The organism is Pseudomonas sp. LBUM1661, assembly GCF_059695925.1.
Map to the genome: position 1 here is coordinate 3,749,312 of NZ_CP166794.1, position 19,193 is coordinate 3,768,504.

A 19,193-nucleotide genomic window follows, 5' to 3' on the forward strand; every position below is an offset into this window, starting at 1 on the left:
CGTGGAATATTACTGCAATCATATTTAATACATGTCACTAGACATTTATATTTCGTCCCAACGCCTTTTCCTTCAGGAGTCATCCCATGCACTACAAAGTCTTTGGCCGTAAAACCGGCTTGCGGGTTTCCGAACTGGCGTTGGGCGCCGGTAATTTCGGCACCGGTTGGGGACATGGCGCCGAACGCGACGAAGCCAAGCGCATTTTCGATGGCTACCTCGAGGCCGGCGGCAACTTCATCGACACCGCCAACGGTTATCAAGCGGGCCAGTCGGAAGCGATGCTCAGTGAGTTCATCGCCGCAGAACGGGATCGCCTGGTTATCGCCACCAAATACACGCTCGGTACTACGCCAGCCGCAGGCATTTCCCACACCGGCAACAACCGCAAAAACATGGTTCGTGCCGTGGAAGAAAGCCTGACACGGCTGAAGACCGATCACCTCGACCTGTTCTGGGCGCACATGAGCGATGGCGTGACGCCGATGGAAGAGATCCTGCGCGGTTTCGACGATCTGGTCCGCGCCGGCAAGATCCACTACGCCGGGCTGTCGAACTTCCCGGCGTGGCGCATCGCCCGGGCTGATCTGCTGGCCGAAGTTCGTGGTTTCGCGCCGATTGCGGCCATCCAGGTCGAGTACAGCCTGGCCGAACGCACCGCCGAGCGGGAACAACTGCCCATGGCCGAAGCCCTGGGTTTGGCCGCGACGCTGTGGTCGCCGCTGGGTGGCGGGTTCCTCACTGGCAAGTACCGCACCAGCGAAGCGGACAACCGTGCGACCAAACTCGGCATGCTGGTTCACGCCGAAAAGAGCGCTCGGGAAACCGCCCTGCTCGACGCCTTGCTGGCCGTCGCCGCGGAACTGGCTGCCAGCCCGACTCACGTGGCCATTGCCTGGTTGCGGGAAAAAGCCAGGCGCTCGACCACAGCGCTAATCCCGATTCTCGGCTCACGCACCCGCGAACAGCTGGACGCGACATTGGGTGCGCTGGAGGTGCAGTTAAGTGCTGATCAGTTGGCGCGGCTTGATGGCGTGAGTGACGTGGCGAAGGGTGTGCCCCATGAATCGATTGCCGGGTCGTTTTCGCGATTTACCGGGGCTGAAACTCTGGATCTCCCAATAATCCCGGTCGCCTGAACAAGCTTCGCGGGCAAGCCCGCTCCCACAGGAACTGCGCTGTACTTGTGGGAGCGGGCTTGCCCGCGATGGCGTCTTCACAGCCAGCAAAAATCCTTATTACCGGTCGACCTTATGTTTCGCCGCATACAAACACAGCATCTCCATTGCCAACGTCGCCGCCGCCAGTGAGGTAATGTCCGCGCTGTCGTAGGCCGGCGCGACTTCCACCACGTCCATCCCCACCAGATTGATCCCGCGCAAGCCGCCGAGGATTTCCAGCGCCTGCACCGTGCTCAAGCCGCCGCACACTGGCGTTCCGGTGCCCGGGGCGAAGGCCGGGTCGAGGCAGTCGATGTCGAACGTCAAGTACACCGGGTGATCGCCGACCCGCGCCCGAATGGCTTCGACAATCGCCTCACACCCTTGCCGGTGCACCTGCCGCGCATCCAGCACCTGAAATCCCTGATGATCGTCATTGGTGGTGCGCAATCCGATCTGCACCGAGCGCGACGGGTCCACCAGACCTTCCTTGGCCGCGTGCCAGAACATCGTCCCGTGGTCGATGCGCTTGCCCTCTTCGTCCGGCCAGGTATCGCTATGAGCGTCGAAGTGAATCAGCGACAGGGCTCCGTGCTTCCGGGCATGCGCCTTGAGCAGCGGATAGGTGATGAAGTGATCGCCACCGAACGTCAACATCGCGCTGCCGGCGTTGAGAATGTGCTCGGCATGGGCTTCGATGCTTTCCGGCACCGACTGCGGCGAACCGTAATCGAAGTCGCAATCGCCGTAGTCGATCACCGCCAGATGATCGAACGGATCAAAGGTCCACGGCCAGTGGCGTTCCCAGGCAATCCCGGTGGACGCGGCACGAATGCCGCGCGGTCCGAAACGCGCACCGGGACGGTTGCTGGTGGCGGTGTCGAACGGGACACCGCTGACCGCCACGTCGACACCGCGCAAGTCGCGACTGTAGCGACGACGCATGAAACTGGTGATGCCGGCGTAGGTACTTTCGGCGGCAGTGCCATAGAGGCTGTCGCGGGTCATGGCCTGATCGTTTTGCATCGGGACGTCCATCAGGTATTCCTTTTTATTGGCGGCTACGGAAAGTGGTCCACAAGCGGGTGCGCTGACGCATGTCCTTGAGGCTCATGCTGCGGTCGGCATACAACCGGCCACGCACATCGGACGGCGGGTAGATATCCGGATCGGTGCGCACCGCCTCATCCACCAGCGGCGTGGCGGCCTGGTTGGCGGTGGCAAAGAACAAGGTGTTGGTCAGCGCCGCGACGGATTCGGGGCGCAACATGAACTCGATGAACTGGCGGGCGGCTTCGGGGTGTGGCGCGTCCTTGGGGATGGCCAGGTTGTCCTGCCACACGAGGGTGCCTTCCCTGGGAATCCGGTAGGCGACTTCGTACGGTTTGTTGGCCTTGCGCGCCTGGTCGGCGGCCATGCTCGCGTCGCCGTTGTAAGCCAGGGCCAGGCAGACGCTGCCGTTGGCCAGGTCGTTGATCTGCCGGCCGCTGGCGACATACAGCACGTTAGGCTGCAACTGATGCAACAACGCTTGCGCCGCGTCGAGATCGCTCTTGTCGGTGCTGTAGGGATCTTTGCCCAGATAGTGCAACGCCAGGCCGATCACTTCCTGCGGCGAATCAATGATCGCGATGCCACAGTCCTTCAGTTTGCTGGCGTATTCCGGTTTGAACAGCAGGTCGAGGCTGTTCAGCGGCACGTTCGGCAAGCGCTTCTGCACCGCTTCGACATTCATCCCCAGCCCCAGCGTGCCCCAGGTATAAGGCACGCCATATTGATTGCCGGGATCGACCGCCGCGAGTTTCGCCAGCAAATCCGGGTCAAGGTTGGCGTAACCCTTCAAGCCTTCGTGAGGAATCGCTTTCAGCGCGCCGGCCGCCAACCCACGGGCCAGGACGCTGGACGACGGCACCACCACGTCATAACCGCTGCCACCGGTGAGCAATTTGGTTTCCAGCACTTCCGGCGCGTCGAAGGTGTCGTAGCGCACATGAATGCCGGTTTCCTGCTCGAAACGCTGCAAGGTTTCCGGGGCGACGTAATCGGCCCAACTGTAGAGGTTGACGACCTTGTCCTCAGCCTGGGCCGACGCGGCCATGGCCAGGAACAGCGCGGGGAAGCACAACTTGAACACGGGAGCCATGACGAACACCTGACCAGAGGAAGTGGCTGCAGCATGCGTCGTCGGATACATTGGCGAAATATCAAGTTTGTTATCCTGACTTTATCCCGGAGTAATGTTTGATGCTCGGCCAACTGCATGATCTGGACCTGCAACTGCTAAGACTTTTCGTCAGCGTGGTGGAATGCGGCGGCTTCAGCGCGGCGCAGGGTGAACTGGGCCTGAGCCAGTCGAGCATCAGCCAGCAGATGGCCAAACTGGAAACCCGGCTCGGCTATCGCCTGTGCAGTCGTGGCAAAGGCGGCTTCAAGGTCACCCCCAAAGGCGAACAACTGCTCAGCGCGACGCGCGGGTTGTTCGAGTCCATCGAAGCGTTCCGCCATCAATCCAATGGCGTCGCCGGGCGCTTGATCGGGGAAGTGCGCCTGGGCTTGTCCGAAGCACTCGATCAATCGGTGCTGCAACGGGTAGCGGACGCGATCCGGCGCTTTCGTGAACGGGACGAATCGGTGCGCATCGAGCTGATCAGCGCCATGCCTGGCGAAATGGAGCGGTTGCTGTTGCAACAACGGCTGGACTTGGCGATCGGCTATTTCTCACAAGTGCAAAGCGCGTTTGACTACCGCCAACTCTTCACTGAAACCCAACACTTGTATTGCGCATCGGGGCACCCGCTGTTCACGAATGACGCGCCTGACGATCAAGCGCTCCAGGCCTGCGACCGGGTCGATCACCCTTACCGTTTCCTGCGCAGTGACGAGCCGTTCCAGGGCAAACGGTGTTCGGCGCGTTCGGAGCAGGTCGAAGGCACCCTCGCCTTTATTCTGTCCGGTAAACATGTCGGTTACTTGCCCAGCCACTTCGCCCGCAGTTGGGAAGACAAAAAGTTGCTGCGGGCGGTGCGTCGTGAGGACATGAGTTTCGACGTGGCGTTTCATCTGGCGCGGCATCGTGCGCAAGTGCCGGGAGATGCACAGAAGGCGTTCGAGGAGGACTTGCTCACCGCGTTCGCTTGAACCCACACCAATCCCTGTGGGAGCGGGCTTGCCCGCGATGACGGTGTGTCAGGCGACATTGATGCTGCCTGATACGCCGCCATCGCGGGCAAGCCCGCTCCCACAGGGATTGCGCCAGGTATCGGGCTCATCGCTCGCCACCCAATGGGCTTTCTGGCATCCTGCGCCTCCATTTTCTGACCCGGCCCGCCTTCTGGCACGCATAAAACCCATGACCGCCTCCGAAAAAGCCCCGGCCCCGCGCCACAACGACCTGATCTACGGCCTCGACGACCGCCCGCACCTGACCGCGACCGTCTTCGCCGCCCTGCAACACGTGCTCGCGAGTTTCGTCGGCATCATCACCCCCACGCTGATCATGGGCAGCGCCTTGGGCCTGCAAAGTGAAGTGCCGTATCTGATCAGCATGGCGCTGTTCGTTTCCGGTCTGGGCACGTTCGTTCAGGCGCGGCGGTTCGGTCCGGTCGGTTCCGGGTTGCTGTGTCTGCAAGGCACGAGTTTTTCGTTTATCAGCGTGATTCTCAGCGCCGGGTTCATGGTCAAGGCTCGCGGCGGCGGCACCGATGAAATCCTCTCGACAATCTTCGGCGTGTGTTTTTTTGCAGCCTTCATCGAAGTGGTGTTGAGCCAGTTCATCGGCAAACTGCGGATGCTGATCACCCCGGTGGTGACCGGCACGATCATCACGCTGATGGGCCTGTCGCTGATCAAGGTCGCCATGACTGACATTGCCGGCGGTTTCGGCGCCACGGACCTCGGCGCCGCCAGCCATCTGGCCCTGGCGGCCCTGGTGCTCGGGACCATCGTGGTGTTGAACCGGGTGGATGTGCCGTTCCTGCGCCTGGGTGCGATTGTCATCGGACTGACCCTTGGCTATGTCGTCGCCTGGCTCATGGGCGACGTCAACTTTTCGAGCATGCCCGACGTACCGCTGATGAGCGTGCCAGTGCCGTTCAAATATGGATTCAATTTCGACTGGGTGGCGTTCGTGCCGGTGGCGGTGATTTTCCTGGTGTCGCCGCTGGAAGCCGCCGGTGACCTGACCGCCAACTCAATGATTTCCCGGCAGCCGGTCAAAGGCCCGATCTACATTCGCCGGATCAAGTCCGGGCTGCTGGCGGACGGCCTCAATTCAGCCATGGCGGCGGTGTTCAACAGCATGCCAATGGTGACCTTCGCGCAGAACAACGGTGTGATCCAGCTCACCGGCGTGGCCAGCCGTTACGTGGCGTTCTTCATTGCCGGGCTGTTGGTGGTGCTGGGGTTGTTCCCGATGATTGGCGCGGTGCTGCAACTGATGCCCAAGCCGGTGCTGGGTGGCGCCGAACTGGTGATGTTTGGCACCGTCGCCGTGGCCGGGATCAAGATCCTCGCCGAAGCCGGCCTGCATCGGCGCAACATGCTGATCGTGGCCATTTCCCTCGGCATGGGCCTGGGTGTGGCGGCGGTGCCGGAAGTATTGCGCGAGCTGCCGAAGGCGCTGCATAACATCTTCGAATCGCCGATCACCGTCGGGGCGTTGTGCGCTATCGTGCTGAATATTTTCCTGCCCGAGGAATTCATCGAGCTGGAAGAAGACGATTTCGATCCGGAAGCCTCGATTCTCCAGGTCATGGAAAACCCGGATGTCCCGGCCAAGGGTGAACCCGCCACACTCGGGGCTGTCGCACAGTTGAACCGCTAGACAGGCTCAAGGGTTGAGCCTCTGACGGTTCAACCCTTTTTTAGACGAGAGCACATCCATGCGCAGTGTCCACGCCGTCCTTCTTTCCGTTCTGTTGCTCTCTCTGAGCGCCTGCGCCCTGTTCCCCAACCGCGATCCGCTGAACATCAACGTGGTGGGTTTCGAGCCGTTGCAAAGCCAGGACATGGAAGTGCGCTTTGCCGTGAAAATCCGCGTGCAGAACCCCAATGACAGCACCATCGAATACAACGGCGTCGCCCTGGACCTGGAGGTCAACGGCCAGCCACTCGCCTCCGGCGTCAGCGATCAATCGGGCTCGATTACACGCTTTTCCGAGACCGTGCTGACGGTGCCCGTTAGCGTTTCGGCGTTCTCGGTGCTGCGTCAGACGCTCGGCCTGAGCCAGACACAAACCCTGAACAACCTGCCTTACGTACTGCGCGGCAAACTGGCGGGCGGCCTGTTTGGCACGATGCGGTTCGTGGACAGTGGCAAGCTCAGCCTGCCCACGTCGACGACCGGCACCTGGTAACACCGACGCCCCGCCCCCGCGCGGCACCGAACGCCCGATCCCAATGTTCTCGCGTCCGACACCATTCAAATGTGGGAGCGGGCTTGCTCGCGAAAGCGGTCCGCCGGTCGACATTGAGGTTGAATGTGCCGGCCTCTTCGCGGGCAAGCCCGCTCCCACAGGGGTTATGTGTTGAAGCGCACGCCGGGTTTGGCGCGTTCATCCACTGTCAACTCGAACACATCCGGGCGTGCATAGTGACCGACCACGTCGTAGTCGTAACGGGCGCGGACCAGGTCGTCGGTGTCGATTTGCGCGGTGAGTAAACCGGCGCGGTCACGTAGCGGTCCCGCCAGAATGTCACCCATCGGCCCGACGATGATGCTGCCGCCTGCAATCAAGGGTCGGTCCGCTGGCCAGTTGGCGATCTCCACGCCCAAGGCGTGCGGTGAGTCCTGCACCTGACAGGCGCTGACCACGAAGCAGCGGCCTTCATGGGCGATATGGCGCATGCTGACCTGCCACATCTCGCGCTCGTCCACCGTCGGCGCGCACCAGACCTCCACGCCTTTGGCGTACATCGCGGTGCGCAGCAGCGGCATCATGTTTTCCCAGCAGATCACCGCGCCGATCTTCCCGACCTGACTGTCGATCACCGGCAGCGTCGAACCATCGCCCTTGCCCCAGATCAGCCGTTCAGTGCCGGTCGGCATCAGTTTACGGTGCTTGGCCACCAATCCGGCCTGCGGATCAAAGTGTAACGCGGTGCAGAACAACGTGCTGCCGGCGCGCTCGATGACGCCGATCACCAGGTTCGCCCCCGTGCGGGACGACAAGCCGGCCAAGGTTTCGGTCTCCGCGCCGGGCACGTCAATGGCGTTGGCAAAATACCGGGCAAAGGCTTCACGACCTTCCGGCAGTCGATAGCCCAGTTGAGTGCCGAAGCCCTCGCCTTTGGGATACCCGCCGAGCAACGCTTCAGGCATCACCACCAGCGCGGCGCCTGACTCAAGAATGGCGTTTTCATACGACAGAATCTGTTCCAGTGTCTCGGCTTTACCGCCCGGTAGAGCGCCGATTTGCAGTGCAGCAACGATTGACTTGGGCATGGCAGTCACTCCGAAAAGCAATGAGGTGTTGCTCATTCTCTGGCGCCACGGGATCATCAATAAAGCCCGATTCACTGCTAAATGATATGAATCAAATGAATATCGCCTCCGTCGACCTCAACCTGCTGAAAGTCTTCGAAGCCTTGCACGAGGAATCCAGTGCGAGCCGCGCCGCGTTACGTCTGGGCGTAACACAATCGGCGGTGAGCGCCGCGTTGCGTCGGCTGCGCGACGTGTATGGCGATCAGCTGTTCGTGCGCACCGGCCGTGGCCTTGCCCCGACGCTCAAGGCCAATCAGTTGAAACCGGTGGTGAGCGATGCGCTGAACAAATGCCGCCAGAGCCTGGCGATGGTCGATCCGGCCGCGGATCATTACGACGGACGCTCGGTCACCGTGGGCATGTCGGATGATTTTGAAATCGCCTACGGTCGGCGTTTGATCGAGCACATCGCGATCTGCGCACCAAAGCTGCGGCTGATTTTCCGTCAGACCCACAGCCAGATCGTCGCCCACGCGTTGATGGAACGCAGCATCGACCTGGCGATTACCGCTGGCGGTTTTGCCGAACGCTTACTCAGCCGTCAGGTGCTGGGTGAAGGCGGTTATCTGTGCCTGGTGGATCCGCTGAGCCTCGCTGAGGGACAGCAGACGCTGAGTCTTGAGGCGTTCGTCGCCCGTGAACACATTCTGGTGTCGTCGGGCGGTTTTATCGGGATTACCGATGAGGGATTGGCGGCAGTGGGATTGAGTCGGCGGGTGTGCGCCTCGACCACGCACTTTGCCGCGTTGCCGCATTTGCTCAAGGGCAGTCAGGCGGTGGCGACCATTCCGGCTCATGCGGCCCAAAGCATCGCCGCGCTCTGCGGCCTGGCGCTGCTGCCCTGCCCGCTGGTGCTGCCACGTTACCCGATCGAACTGGGCTGGCGTACCAGCACGCAGCTCGATCCGGTGGTGGTGAAAGTGCGCGAGGCGATTGTCGCGAGCTTTGCCAGCGCGTAGGAACCGGCGTGTTGGCGATGGCGATCTCGAGGACGCCTTCGCCGGCAAGCCGTGCTCCTACAGGGATCGTGTTACTTGGCGGCCATGAGGCGGTTGACTTCACTGCGCACCATGTTGGCGTATTCCGGCGGCGACATACCGTCGAGCTCGGAACGGACCCATTCGGCCCATTTGCCTTTGCGCTTGGCGCGTTCGCCGAACAAGCGTGCGGCCTCGCCCTTGGATTTGCCCAGGTTGGTTTGCCAAAGATCGAACAGACGGGATTTCTCATCTTCCAGCGCAGCGCGCTCGGCGAGGGGTTTGTCGGCCAGATTGAAGCTCATGGGAATTACCTGCTGCGTAAAATAGGCGACATCTTACACTGTAGGCGGAAATGTCCTGCGTTGGATTTTTCATCAGGATCGAGTCCCCGCGCAAATTCGCTGCAACTTTTTCACCCGCGCCGGACTCCATTGTTCACTGTCCATTCACCTGCAAGGAGTACTTCAATGGCCCGGAAAACCGCCGCGCAAACCGCCTCGGATCAAATCAAGGATCAAGCGTTCAGCGAACTTCAGTCGTTGATCGAAGAGTCGGAAAAACTGCTCAAGAGCAGTGCTTCACTGGTCGGTGAGGAAGCGGAGACGCTTCGTGGGCAAATCGCCCAGAAACTCCAACAGGCCCGGGACTCGGTCACCAGCGTTCGAGACCGGACCTTGCCCGCGGTCGAAGCCACGGAAACCTACATCGGTGGTCATCCATGGCAAACCGTGGCCGTCTCCGCCGGTTTCGGTTTGGTAGTGGGGTTGCTGCTGGCCCGTCGTTAAGCACCGCGAAAAAACCACAATTGCAATTGACGTACAAAACCTGTGGGAGCGGGCTTGCCCGCGAAGAGGGAGCATCAGGCGACACTAATGTTGCCTGACACACCGCCTTCGCGGGCAAGCCCGCTCCCACATTTATTGCATTAACTGCCCGACAATTGTCCTGCCAGCGCCTGCAATTCGCCCAGAGTCTGCGCATCGAGCTGGATGCCGTCCGCGTTCGTCCTGGCGCGCTGATGGTGGCGTCGATCACCCGGCAACCGCTTCAGCCCCACGCCATGCATCTGCCGCACCAGTTCCTGACTGCGCTCGGCAAAATTCTGCCCGGCCGCCTTGCTCGGATCGATCACGATCAGCAACTGACCAGTCCACGGCGTTTTCGCACCGGGATGGTTGGACCAGTCGAACTCGAAAGAAAAATTCCCCCCCGTCAACGCCGCCGCCAACAGTTCAACCATCATCGACAGCGCCGAGCCCTTGTGCCCGCCGAACGGCAGCAATGCGCCGCCCTCAAGAATGGCTTTCGGGTCTTGCGTCGGCTGGCCGAGGCTGTCGACGCCCATGCCCGGCGACAAGCGTTCGCCCTTGCGTGCGGCGATCTGCACGTCGCCATGGGCAATGGCGCTGGTCGCCAGGTCGAAGACAATCGGCTCGCCATCGGCGCGCGGGGCGGCGAAGGCAATCGGGTTGGTCCCGAACAGCGGGCGATCGGCACCGTGCGGCACCACGCAGGTCATGCTGTTGACCACGCTCAGCGCCACCAGCCCTTCATAGGCGAAAGGTTCGACATCCGGCCACAACGCGGCGAAATGGTGTGAGTTACGGATCGCCAGCACCGCAATGCCGGCACTGCGGGCCTTTTCCACCAACAAGGCGCGGGCCGCCGCGAGGGCTGGCTGGGCAAAACCGTTACCGGCGTCGACCCGGACAAAACCCGAGGCCACGTCCTCGACCACCGGCACTGCCTGGCCGTTGACCCAGCCGCTCTTGAGCGTCGACACGTAACCCGGCATACGGAACACGCCATGGCTGTGCGCGCCATCGCGCTCGGCACCGGCGCAGTTTTCGGCCAGCACCCGCGCGACATCGGCCGAGGTGCCGTGGCGCAGGAATATCTTCTCAAGCAAGGCTGTCAGCTCATCGAGGGACAGGTTTTGCGAGACAACAGTAGACACATGATCGTGTGGCGCAGACATCTGAAGCTCCAGACTAATTATTGGAGGGGGCAACAGCGTACGAAGACGAACGATTAACAACGCGCGGCGAGTGACCTGTCAACCCTTCGATAGCGCCCACCTACACGAACACCGACAGCGCATGTGTTAACTATCTACCACCTGCGACACGGCAGCGACTTTTAGTCTCGAGTCTCCAACCACAGGCGCACATCGCGGCGCCCTGAACGAGACTCGACGATGCCCACCTCTCCTGCTCCCTTGTTTTTCCCCCAAGTGTTCCAGCAACCCGGCCTGTGGAGCGACCTTGGCAACACCCACGGGCTCACGCAAAAGGATTTTGAATGGTTCAGTCATCTGCAACTGGCCAGCCAGACGTTGCGCAGCCAACAGCGCCCGCCGATGCTCGCCGAAAAAATCCTGGTCAGCACAGGCAACCTGGCCCCGATCCCGTTGGCCGGCAGCTTCGTGCTCAGCGCAACCCCGGATGACCACGGTGAGATTCTCTACACGCCGTACGGCGGCATCCAGAAATTCGACAGCCGCGCAGCCTTGTCCGAACACCTGAAAAGCCGACTGAACCGTGCGACCGAAGACGACGACTTGCTGGCGCTCATGGCGTTGGCTCAGCGAAAAACGCTGGCGGCGGCCACCCGCGTTCAAGTCACCTTTGAAGTCATTGAAGGCGATGTGTTCGATGACCAGCGCGCGGTCATTAACAATGGACAGCAAAGCAACCACCAGGCGCTGCTCGACGAATTGCTCAAGCTGCCGACGCTCACGTCGCTACTCGACCAGGCGCTGGATGAGGCGCTGTCGCCGGTCTTTGCCGGGCTGGATCAACGCCAGACCCTGGTCAATGTTTACGCCGGGCAGCGCTGGATCAATGCCATGTCCCTGAGTGATGCCGTACTGCTGCACTACCGTCACCGGCGCTGGCCGACCGGGCAGCGCCTTGAGTTTTCCCATCCCAAGCAACGTCCCGCCGACGGCGACGGGCAACGCTGGGAAAACGCAGTCATCGGCGTGTCCGGCAAACTCGCCAGTCTGCTGAGCGCGCAACTGCAGAGCTTCTGGAACACGGCGAGTGCCGATGGCGCGTCACGGCGCGATTTTGTCAGCCGGGCCCTGCGTGAAATGGCCCGAGCCAATCTGTTGCTCAACCGCGAGGCCGACATCATCAGCGCGGAACAAAGCCAGGCGCTGCACGGGTTGATCGAGCCAACGCCCCACGCGGCCCGGTCGATCACACATGAGACCGTGCGGCTTTGGGAGCACGAGGCCAATTTTGTCGAGCTCGCGGGCTCCCTGATGATCAGTCACGCCAACGCCTTTCTGTACACGCCGACGCTGGGGTTACAGGTATTGAAGGACTATTCGGACCTGAAACAGACCTTGCTGAGTAAATTCAGCGCGGCCGGTCATGAGGATGAGCTGTACGGCCTCCTGAGCCTGGAGGAACGTAACCGCTTCATCGGTTTCGATCAGCCGCATGTCACCGGTGGAGTGATTGCCGGTTCGATTTTTACAACGTTGTTCGAATCGATTATCAGCAAACAACTGCACAACATTGATCACGCGCTTCAGGTGTTTTGTCACAGTGACGGTGCCGTCAACCTCCATGCGTTATTCGACAAGGCGCTGGATATCCGCAGCATGATCAGCGAACGCTTGCTGCCGCTGGATGCCCAAGGGCGCTGGAGTACGAGACCGGTGCTGACGGGCAATCAACAACCTTCCATCGTGCGGGCGGACACCGCAGCGGCCTTTGCGAAAACCTTCAACGATGTCGAGTCACTGATCAGCGCCGATTTCGCGGCCCAACCTGTCGTTTCGCTGGCCCTGCAACGGGTCTACCTGGAGAAGATGAAACCGCAACTGGCTCATGCGCTGTCCGTCGGGATACGCGGGGAAGCCAGCCTGCGGGTGCTCGACGCCTCGTTACGCAGCGCCGATCAGGCGATTGTCGATACGGTGCTCAACCCGGACAAGCCGGATCGGAACAGCCGTCTTGCGCTCAATGGTTTCCGGCCTGACGCCTATTCGCTGGTCCTTGAGTGTTCCGGCCAAAGGAATGTACTGCCCTTGGCCAATTGCCTGGTGTTGACCGAGCGCGGCGGAATCGACGCCGGGAATTCCGGACGTGCCGTCCTGTGGACGCCCGCATGGGGGCTGGAAGTCTTTGATTCGATCAGCGCCGCGAAACTGGAACTGAACCGGCGCCTGCTTGATCCGCGCAAGCGCCTGGCACTCCTGGAAAACCTCAGCCCCACCCAGCGCAAATTCCACCAGCGCTACTCGCTCAATGCGTTGCGACTGATCGAGGGCAACGTCCTTCACCACCTTTCGCAGACATCTATCGAGCATTTTTTGGCGGCCAGCGAACACTTACGCTCGCAGGACCTGACCGATGCAAAAAAGCACAAGGCGCTGAAAGAACAGGCGAAGACGGTCATCGATACCAACTTGCGCAGGGCCACGCTGATCTCGAAAGCGATCGCCCGACAGCAGTCCCTGCCCGCCTGGCTCGGCATGGCTCCTGTCGAAGAGCAGCAGTTGCACCTTGAATTGCTTGAGCAATACCGCAACAACGTGACGGACGACAAAGACTACCTGCACGACATCCAAACGCTGGCGTCCTTCGTCCATGACCGATTGGAATCACTGCTCAACAGCCGATTTCCCGGGGCGCGGCTTGACCCCGACCACATCGAAATCATTCCCAACCTGGCCTTGGCCGGGCCTTCCCGGACCCTGACCGAGTTTGCCCTCAACCACGTCAACATTGCCCAGGGCACAGGGTTCACGATTGCGTCGACCACCACCCAAACCCTGCCTGAGCGTCTGAACCAGGAGGCCGTCCAACAGCTTTTGCAATCACTGAACATCCAGAGTGACTACGCCAAGTTGGTGACGGATAAGTTGACCCAGGCCGGTGCCGACGCTGACAGTCGCACGCGGCGCTTTGTGCAGCAACTGCCGTGGCAATTACTGCAACATGCCCATGCGTTGAAACTGCAGCAACGTCTTTCCGCCGGCGCTTTCGACCTGATCCAGCAAGTGCTGGACATGCCGGACGCGATGGCCCGGGCGGCCGTGCAAGGCGCGCATGCCATCGTCCGTCCGCTGGAATTGATCAAGACAGCCGGTGCCGCTGCGGTGAAAACCCTCGGTTTGTACCTGATCGGCCCCGGCGCCGGGCACGACGGGCCGCAAATCCTGTATGCGCCGTACCACGCCGGTTCGGTGTTCACGGAATTCAACAACGAGGCCAGCGTTGTCGCGGCGATCAACGTGCCCGGGGCGCTCCAGGACCTGATTATTCGGCGTTTGCCCGAGAATCAGCAATCGACGTTCAACAACCTCTTCAAGTCCACTGTCGGGCAACTGAGCGAGATCACGCTCAGCCTCTTCCCCATCGATGGAAACCTGCTTGTCCGGTTGTTCAGCGACAACACTGCCCTTCTGGCGCGGATGCTCGGCAGTCAGTCCAAAACCACCGGCCAGGCAGACTGGGAGGCCGCTAAAAATCTGTTCACCTCCGGCATCAAAATGGTCGGGAGCCTGTTGCCGGGCAAACTCGCCTATGGACTGTTTTTGTGGCAAAGCTTCAAAGACTTCGAAGACTCCGCCGAAGCGCTGCAGGACCACCACTGGAAACGGGCCTTGCAGGCGTTTATTGCCGGTGCCGTGCAAATGGTGGCCGTGGGACGCTTGTCGCTGGAGGCCTCGGCGGCGACCGAGCCGGTGGCGGCCGAAACGGCCCCTGTCGAGAGCGCCGTGGTCGAGCCGAAATGGTCGGCTATAAAGCCGACAGCGCCGCAGCGTACGGCCTTGCAGCCGCTCGAAGCACCGACCGTGGCCTTGAAGGATCTGAAAAAAAAACCGGCCGATGGCACTTACCTCGACCCGGTCAGCAAACACCAGTACGCGCCCATTGCAGGAAAGGTCTACCGCGTCGACAAACCCGGTGCTGTCTGGCAGATCCGCGATGCCGAACAGGCCGGGCCTTCACTGCAGACAACGCCGACGCGGCAACTGGTGATCGATCCGGACGTGCATACCGTGCATTACGGCAAAGCCCTGTCGAAAATGCACAATCAATACGCGACCAGCTACGAGGTCAGCCAGGTACTGAATATCGAAGCGCGGGGCATGCAAGCCATCCGCGCCAACCACCCGGAAAAAGCGCGCATGATCGTGCAGGCCATCGACATGGCTCGCTATTACGCGCTCAACAGTTTGCACAACATGGCGCAGCTCAGGCACCGCGTCCCCGGCACGCGGCTGGATACCTTCCTCAAAGGCTTTTTTGATGTCGACAATGTTGATAGCGTCCTTCTGGATAAAATCAAACAGGCCATCGTTCCCATCTGTACGGCGCTGGTTGATCCCGACGAAGATTTGATGAATACCGAACGCTTTGTCGTCGGCTCAAACAAACACGCGCATGCCGATTTGATCGCGTTCGTGGTGGAGCAGGACTCCCGGAAGACTGTGCATTTCACCGAGAAATTTTTCGATCAGCAACTCGATTGGTACAAGTCCTGTCTGACTGAACCGTTCAATGTCGACGGGCATAGTCAGGCCGCCACGTTGATACACGAATTTTCTCATCTGTTTTCGAAAACGGTGGACGTGGCGTCACTTGAAGCCAGGCGCCCCTTCAGTGATCTCGTTGCGCCAATCACCGGTTATGGCCAAGCCCTGAAGCAAACCCAACTGGTTTTCCAGCGAGAAGCCTTGTCCCTGGCGACACCCAGGGAGGAATTGTTCGCCCGCTGGAACAACACGCTGCAATCATGGATCAGTCTTGATTCGATTCCGGGGGCCACTCACGTGGGTAAGGAAGTCCTGAAAATCGCTGGCGCCAAGACCATGGAGGCCGCGCGCGACGCTTTTTTCAACCGACAGAACCCTGACACGCGGGTGGATATCATTTTGCGCAATGCCGATTCAATTGCATTTTTGATTTGTGAAATGGGACGACAACTGGATCCGATGCCTGCTTTTCAGGGTTCTGAAGTGAAAATTGCTTAACTTTGATGGGTAATTGCCATGACGACTGTTCTCGCAGACTTCCCCTCAAGGTTAGAATGCACGAAATCAGGATGAGTCAATGACCGACAACCCTCTCTCGCAAGCCCAATATGACGCCATCACCGATGCCGCAGCGCACTGGTGCATGCGTCTGCACGCCACTGACTGCACCGTTGAAGAACGGCTGAAGTTCGAACAGTGGCGTGACGCTCATCCGCTTCACGCGTTCGAGTACGAGGCCATGCTGGAGATCTGGGATGTGGCCGGTGATCTGCCGCACCCCGAGGCCGCCGTGCCGGTGACTCGCCTCAAGCCACAAATGCCTTGGCGCACCTTCGGCATCGCGGCCGCGGTGTGTGCCCTGGCGTTGCCACTGGCGGCGTATAGCGGCTGGAACCTGGGCTGGTTGCCCAATTCATATCAATACTTCGAGGCGACCGGCAATGTCCGCCACGTCACGCTGAGTGATGGCAGCGAGGTGGAACTGAACCTCGGTTCCGAGCTGACGTTCAGCAACTACAAGGATCAACGTCGGGTCACGCTGGAAAAAGGCGAAGCCTTCTTCAGCGTCAGCCACGACACCCGCCACCCTTTCGTCGTCAAGGCGGCCGAAGGCCGGATTCGGGTCACCGGGACTCAATTCAACGTCTGGATGTATGAAGATCAAGTGAAAGTGAACCTGATTGAAGGTTCGGTGCTGGTCACCAGCAATGATGACCTTCCGGGGGATGGTTTGCGTCTCGGGCCTGCGATGCAGGCGAGCTACGGCCACGGCGACTTGATTCCTCGGATCAGTCAGACCTATGACCATGACAACGCATTGGCCTGGCGTAGCGGCAAACTGGTACTGGATGATTTGGCGCTGACCGAAGCGCTGCCACTGATCAATCGTTACCTGAACAAACCGCTGATGGTTGCCGACAACAGCACCGGTTCGATCCGCATTGGCGGCATCTACAACATCAAAGAGCTCAACAGTCTGGTGTCGTCCCTGCCCAAGGTATTGCCGGTGTACCTGACCCGCAACAAGGACGGCAACCCGGTCCTCAACTCCATTCCGCAGAAAGCCCCAAAAAGCTGAAGGCCGCGCCCCTTATGGGTTGCGGCCTTCATCCGTGCGTAATGCCGATCTCTCTAGGAGCGAGCTCCTACTCGCGGATCGTCCGCGTCTGGTACTGCGGATCGGACGTGATCTGCTGTTCAGTGAATGGCAACACACTCAACTGCTTCTTCGAAAACGCCAGCGTCTGGTCTCGCGAATGTTTCGAGGCCGGGTCACTGGACAGCGAGAACGCCAACAGCCCCTGGGCGTGCGGTCCCTTGTCGTCGAAGGTCACGACCTGCAAGTAGCTGGTGCCACTGACGACTTCAAGTTTGCCGTCGGTTCCGGGCACGCTCTGAATCGCGTTATACACCCCCAGCGTGCCCGGCCCGCCGTGAATTGGCGTCTGTTCACCGCCACTGCTGACCACCTGAATATCGCCCCAGCGGCTATCCGCCTTGAGCCCCCTTTTGTTGGCCTGCTCGACCGACGCCAGCATCGCTTCCCGAACCGCCTTGGCGACTTCCGGGCGATCGACCGCCAGGCCACGCGGCGTGTGTTGCGGGTCTTTCGGATCGAAGCCGACTCGCCACACATCCGGTGCTGATTGCAGTGATTCCATGACGTTCTGAAAATGCACAAACCCCAAACCGCTGTCCAGGTTCGCACTGCGATCCCAGGCCTTGAGACTGGCACACAGCGGGGTGAGCGTTGGCGCATCGGCGCCCAGTTCGGCCGCGCAGAATTGCAGCAGATCCGGCATCACTTGGGTGGCTTGATACACCTGGTCGTCCATCACCATGTGTTGCAAATCTGTCGCCGCAATCGGGCCGGCCTTGTTCAGCGTACTCAGGCGATCCAGTGCAAAACGCGAGCGCAAACCCAATGGCTGGCTGTCTTGGCTGATCAGCGGTGAAAATCCGGTCAGCGGTTGCGCCGGGTTGGCCATCCACGCCGAGTCGTTGGAGTGCTGCACGAAGTCCTTGCGCGACAGTTGCGGCAACTGGTCTGACGCATAGATTCCTTTTTGCGCCGCCTGCGGATCGATGTCCCAGGCGCAGGCACTGTTGGAGCCGTCGAGCACGATCATCTGCAACCCGGCTCGCGGGTCGCTGCACTGGGCGAGTTTGTCGGCGCTGACGTTCGGCACCACCGAAAGGTTCATGTACAGCGTCTGGCCTTGATCGTCCGCCGCCAGGGTGTTGACCCACGGGATGCCCTGGATCGTGTGCACCGAGGCCTGCAATTCCTTGAGGCTGACAGCCCGGTTCATCGCGTACCACTGCTGCAGCACCCGGTCGTTTTCCAGATTGGCATCGCGCAAGCTGTAAGCGAACTGGTTGTCCCAGTCGAGCTTGCCGGGCCACTGCACGATCGGGCCGAATTGCGAACTGTAGACCACATGGCTAACCGCTTTGCTCTGGCCATCCGCTTGTTTCACGTTAACCGTCACGGTCTGTTTTTTCATCGGCAAGGACTTGCCGTCGAGCAGGTAGCGGGTCGAATCCTTGGGATCGAGTTGCAGGCGATACAAGGTGAAATGCTTGGACGAGTCCACGGTGTGGGTCCAGGCCAGGTGCTGGTTGAAACCGATGTTGATCATTGGCAGACCGGGCAGCGCCGCGCCCATCACGTCCAGCTTGCCGGGAATGGTCAGGTGCATCTGATAAAAACGCATGCCGCCCACCCACGGAAAATGCGGGTTGGCCAGCAACATGCCGCGACCGTTGAAGGAGCGCTCGCTGCCGACGGCAACCGCGTTACTGCCACGATCCAGGGCAAAACGCTGCAGGCGCGAAGCGGCCACCTGGAACGACGCCGGGGCCGCGGTTTTTTCCGCGACGGCCTTGGGTGGGGTGGCGCCGGCCAGCGCTTCGGCAAACTGCCCTATGCCGCCTTCAACCAAAAGGCGCCGGGTCAACTTGACCAGATCCTGAGACGTGATCTCGCGCACCCAGGCGCCCTGGCATTGCGGCGGCAATCCCTCGGCTCGACGTTCCGTCAGTGAGCGGTTGAAGCCCGCCACGTAGCCTTCGATGAGTTGACGGACTTCCGGGGTTTGCGCCTGCCAGAAAGCGGAGACGGCTTGCGGGGTGTTCAGCCAGTTGAAAAACACATCGCTGACCTGATTCTCGCGCTCTTCGACCGTGAACTGATTCGGGCCGAAGTACCGCGAACGTTCACCGTTGACCGTGATGATCTCGTTGGCCAGCAGGCACAGGTTGTCTTGCGCGTAGGCGTAGCCAATTCCGTAGCCGAGTCCGCGCTCGTTCTCGGCACGAATGTGCGGCACGCCGAAACTGGTGCGGCGGATGTCGGCAGTCGCCTGCTCCGGCTGGCTGCGCGCGTTTGCCGCAAGACTCAAGCCCACCAACACACCGGCAAGGCTCAACCTGGTTAACTGCCTGGAAATAATCACGCTCGCTCCTGATCGAAAGACGAAGATCCCCAATGCCCCTGCAGGGGCATTGAGGTCACTTCTAGGAACGAAGCAAACGACAAAAAATTAGGGGAATTGGCGGTCTCTGAC

Annotated in this window: 14 protein-coding genes; 8 read left to right on the forward strand and 6 right to left on the reverse strand. The window is 60.6% G+C overall.

Going from position 1 to position 19,193, the window contains the following annotated elements:
* The first annotated feature begins 86 nt into the window (after positions 1 to 86).
* Positions 87 to 1,139 carry an aldo/keto reductase gene (locus tag ACA057_RS17110; RefSeq protein WP_497340679.1) on the forward strand — a complete coding sequence of 351 codons (1,053 nt, stop codon included), beginning with the start codon at positions 87 to 89 and terminating at the stop codon, positions 1,137 to 1,139.
* Positions 1,140 to 1,238: 99 nt separating this feature from the next.
* Here ACA057_RS17110 and speB read toward each other — a convergent pair whose 3' ends face one another.
* Both speB and ACA057_RS17120 read right to left on the reverse strand, forming a co-directional pair.
* On the reverse strand, positions 1,239 to 2,198 hold the full coding sequence (gene speB / locus ACA057_RS17115; protein ID WP_497340681.1) for an agmatinase: 960 nt from the start codon (positions 2,196 to 2,198) through the stop codon (positions 1,239 to 1,241).
* A 13-nt stretch (positions 2,199 to 2,211) separates the two neighbouring features.
* Positions 2,212 to 3,303, reverse strand: coding sequence for a polyamine ABC transporter substrate-binding protein (locus ACA057_RS17120; RefSeq protein ID WP_497340683.1), 1,092 nt, complete (start codon positions 3,301 to 3,303; stop codon positions 2,212 to 2,214).
* A 101-nt stretch (positions 3,304 to 3,404) separates the two neighbouring features.
* Here ACA057_RS17120 and ACA057_RS17125 point away from each other — a divergent pair, with 101 nt between their 5' ends.
* The 3 genes from ACA057_RS17125 (at position 3,405) to ACA057_RS17135 (ending at position 6,514) form a co-directional block, all read left to right on the forward strand.
* Positions 3,405 to 4,298 carry a LysR family transcriptional regulator gene (locus tag ACA057_RS17125; protein WP_497340685.1) on the forward strand — a complete coding sequence of 298 codons (894 nt, stop codon included), beginning with the start codon at positions 3,405 to 3,407 and terminating at the stop codon, positions 4,296 to 4,298.
* A 211-nt stretch (positions 4,299 to 4,509) separates the two neighbouring features.
* Positions 4,510 to 5,982, forward strand: coding sequence for a nucleobase:cation symporter-2 family protein (locus tag ACA057_RS17130; RefSeq protein WP_497340687.1), 1,473 nt, complete (start codon positions 4,510 to 4,512; stop codon positions 5,980 to 5,982).
* A gap of 58 nt (positions 5,983 to 6,040) precedes the next feature.
* On the forward strand, positions 6,041 to 6,514 hold the full coding sequence (locus tag ACA057_RS17135) for an LEA/WHy family protein (protein ID WP_497340689.1): 474 nt from the start codon (positions 6,041 to 6,043) through the stop codon (positions 6,512 to 6,514).
* A 164-nt stretch (positions 6,515 to 6,678) separates the two neighbouring features.
* Here ACA057_RS17135 and ACA057_RS17140 read toward each other — a convergent pair whose 3' ends face one another.
* Positions 6,679 to 7,602 carry a carbon-nitrogen hydrolase family protein gene (locus tag ACA057_RS17140; protein ID WP_497340691.1) on the reverse strand — a complete coding sequence of 308 codons (924 nt, stop codon included), beginning with the start codon at positions 7,600 to 7,602 and terminating at the stop codon, positions 6,679 to 6,681.
* A gap of 86 nt (positions 7,603 to 7,688) precedes the next feature.
* Here ACA057_RS17140 and ACA057_RS17145 point away from each other — a divergent pair, with 86 nt between their 5' ends.
* A complete protein-coding gene (locus ACA057_RS17145) occupies positions 7,689 to 8,603 on the forward strand; it encodes a LysR family transcriptional regulator (RefSeq protein ID WP_497340693.1) in 915 nt (304 codons plus the stop codon).
* 71 nt (positions 8,604 to 8,674) lie between these two features.
* Here the strand turns inward: ACA057_RS17145 and ACA057_RS17150 are convergent, their stop codons facing one another.
* A complete protein-coding gene (locus ACA057_RS17150; protein ID WP_059405118.1) occupies positions 8,675 to 8,926 on the reverse strand; it encodes a hypothetical protein in 252 nt (83 codons plus the stop codon).
* A 165-nt stretch (positions 8,927 to 9,091) separates the two neighbouring features.
* Between ACA057_RS17150 and ACA057_RS17155 the strand changes: the two genes are divergently transcribed.
* A complete protein-coding gene (locus tag ACA057_RS17155; protein WP_401353089.1) occupies positions 9,092 to 9,409 on the forward strand; it encodes an ElaB/YgaM/YqjD family protein in 318 nt (105 codons plus the stop codon).
* A 140-nt stretch (positions 9,410 to 9,549) separates the two neighbouring features.
* Here the strand turns inward: ACA057_RS17155 and ACA057_RS17160 are convergent, their stop codons facing one another.
* Positions 9,550 to 10,602 carry an Ldh family oxidoreductase gene (locus ACA057_RS17160; RefSeq protein ID WP_497340696.1) on the reverse strand — a complete coding sequence of 351 codons (1,053 nt, stop codon included), beginning with the start codon at positions 10,600 to 10,602 and terminating at the stop codon, positions 9,550 to 9,552.
* Between the two features lie 219 nt (positions 10,603 to 10,821).
* Between ACA057_RS17160 and ACA057_RS17165 the strand changes: the two genes are divergently transcribed.
* Entirely contained in the window at positions 10,822 to 15,621 is a 4,800-nt protein-coding gene (locus tag ACA057_RS17165; protein WP_497340698.1) for a dermonecrotic toxin domain-containing protein, read from the forward strand.
* 79 nt (positions 15,622 to 15,700) lie between these two features.
* Complete coding sequence (locus ACA057_RS17170) at positions 15,701 to 16,702, forward strand: FecR family protein (RefSeq protein WP_497340700.1); 1,002 nt, start codon at positions 15,701 to 15,703, stop codon at positions 16,700 to 16,702.
* A gap of 67 nt (positions 16,703 to 16,769) precedes the next feature.
* Here the strand turns inward: ACA057_RS17170 and pvdQ are convergent, their stop codons facing one another.
* The gene (pvdQ, locus tag ACA057_RS17175; RefSeq protein ID WP_497340702.1) at positions 16,770 to 19,082 is read right to left on the reverse strand and encodes a bifunctional acylase PvdQ; all 2,313 of its coding nucleotides are present in this window, start codon (positions 19,080 to 19,082) and stop codon (positions 16,770 to 16,772) included.
* Positions 19,083 to 19,193 lie beyond the last annotated feature (111 nt).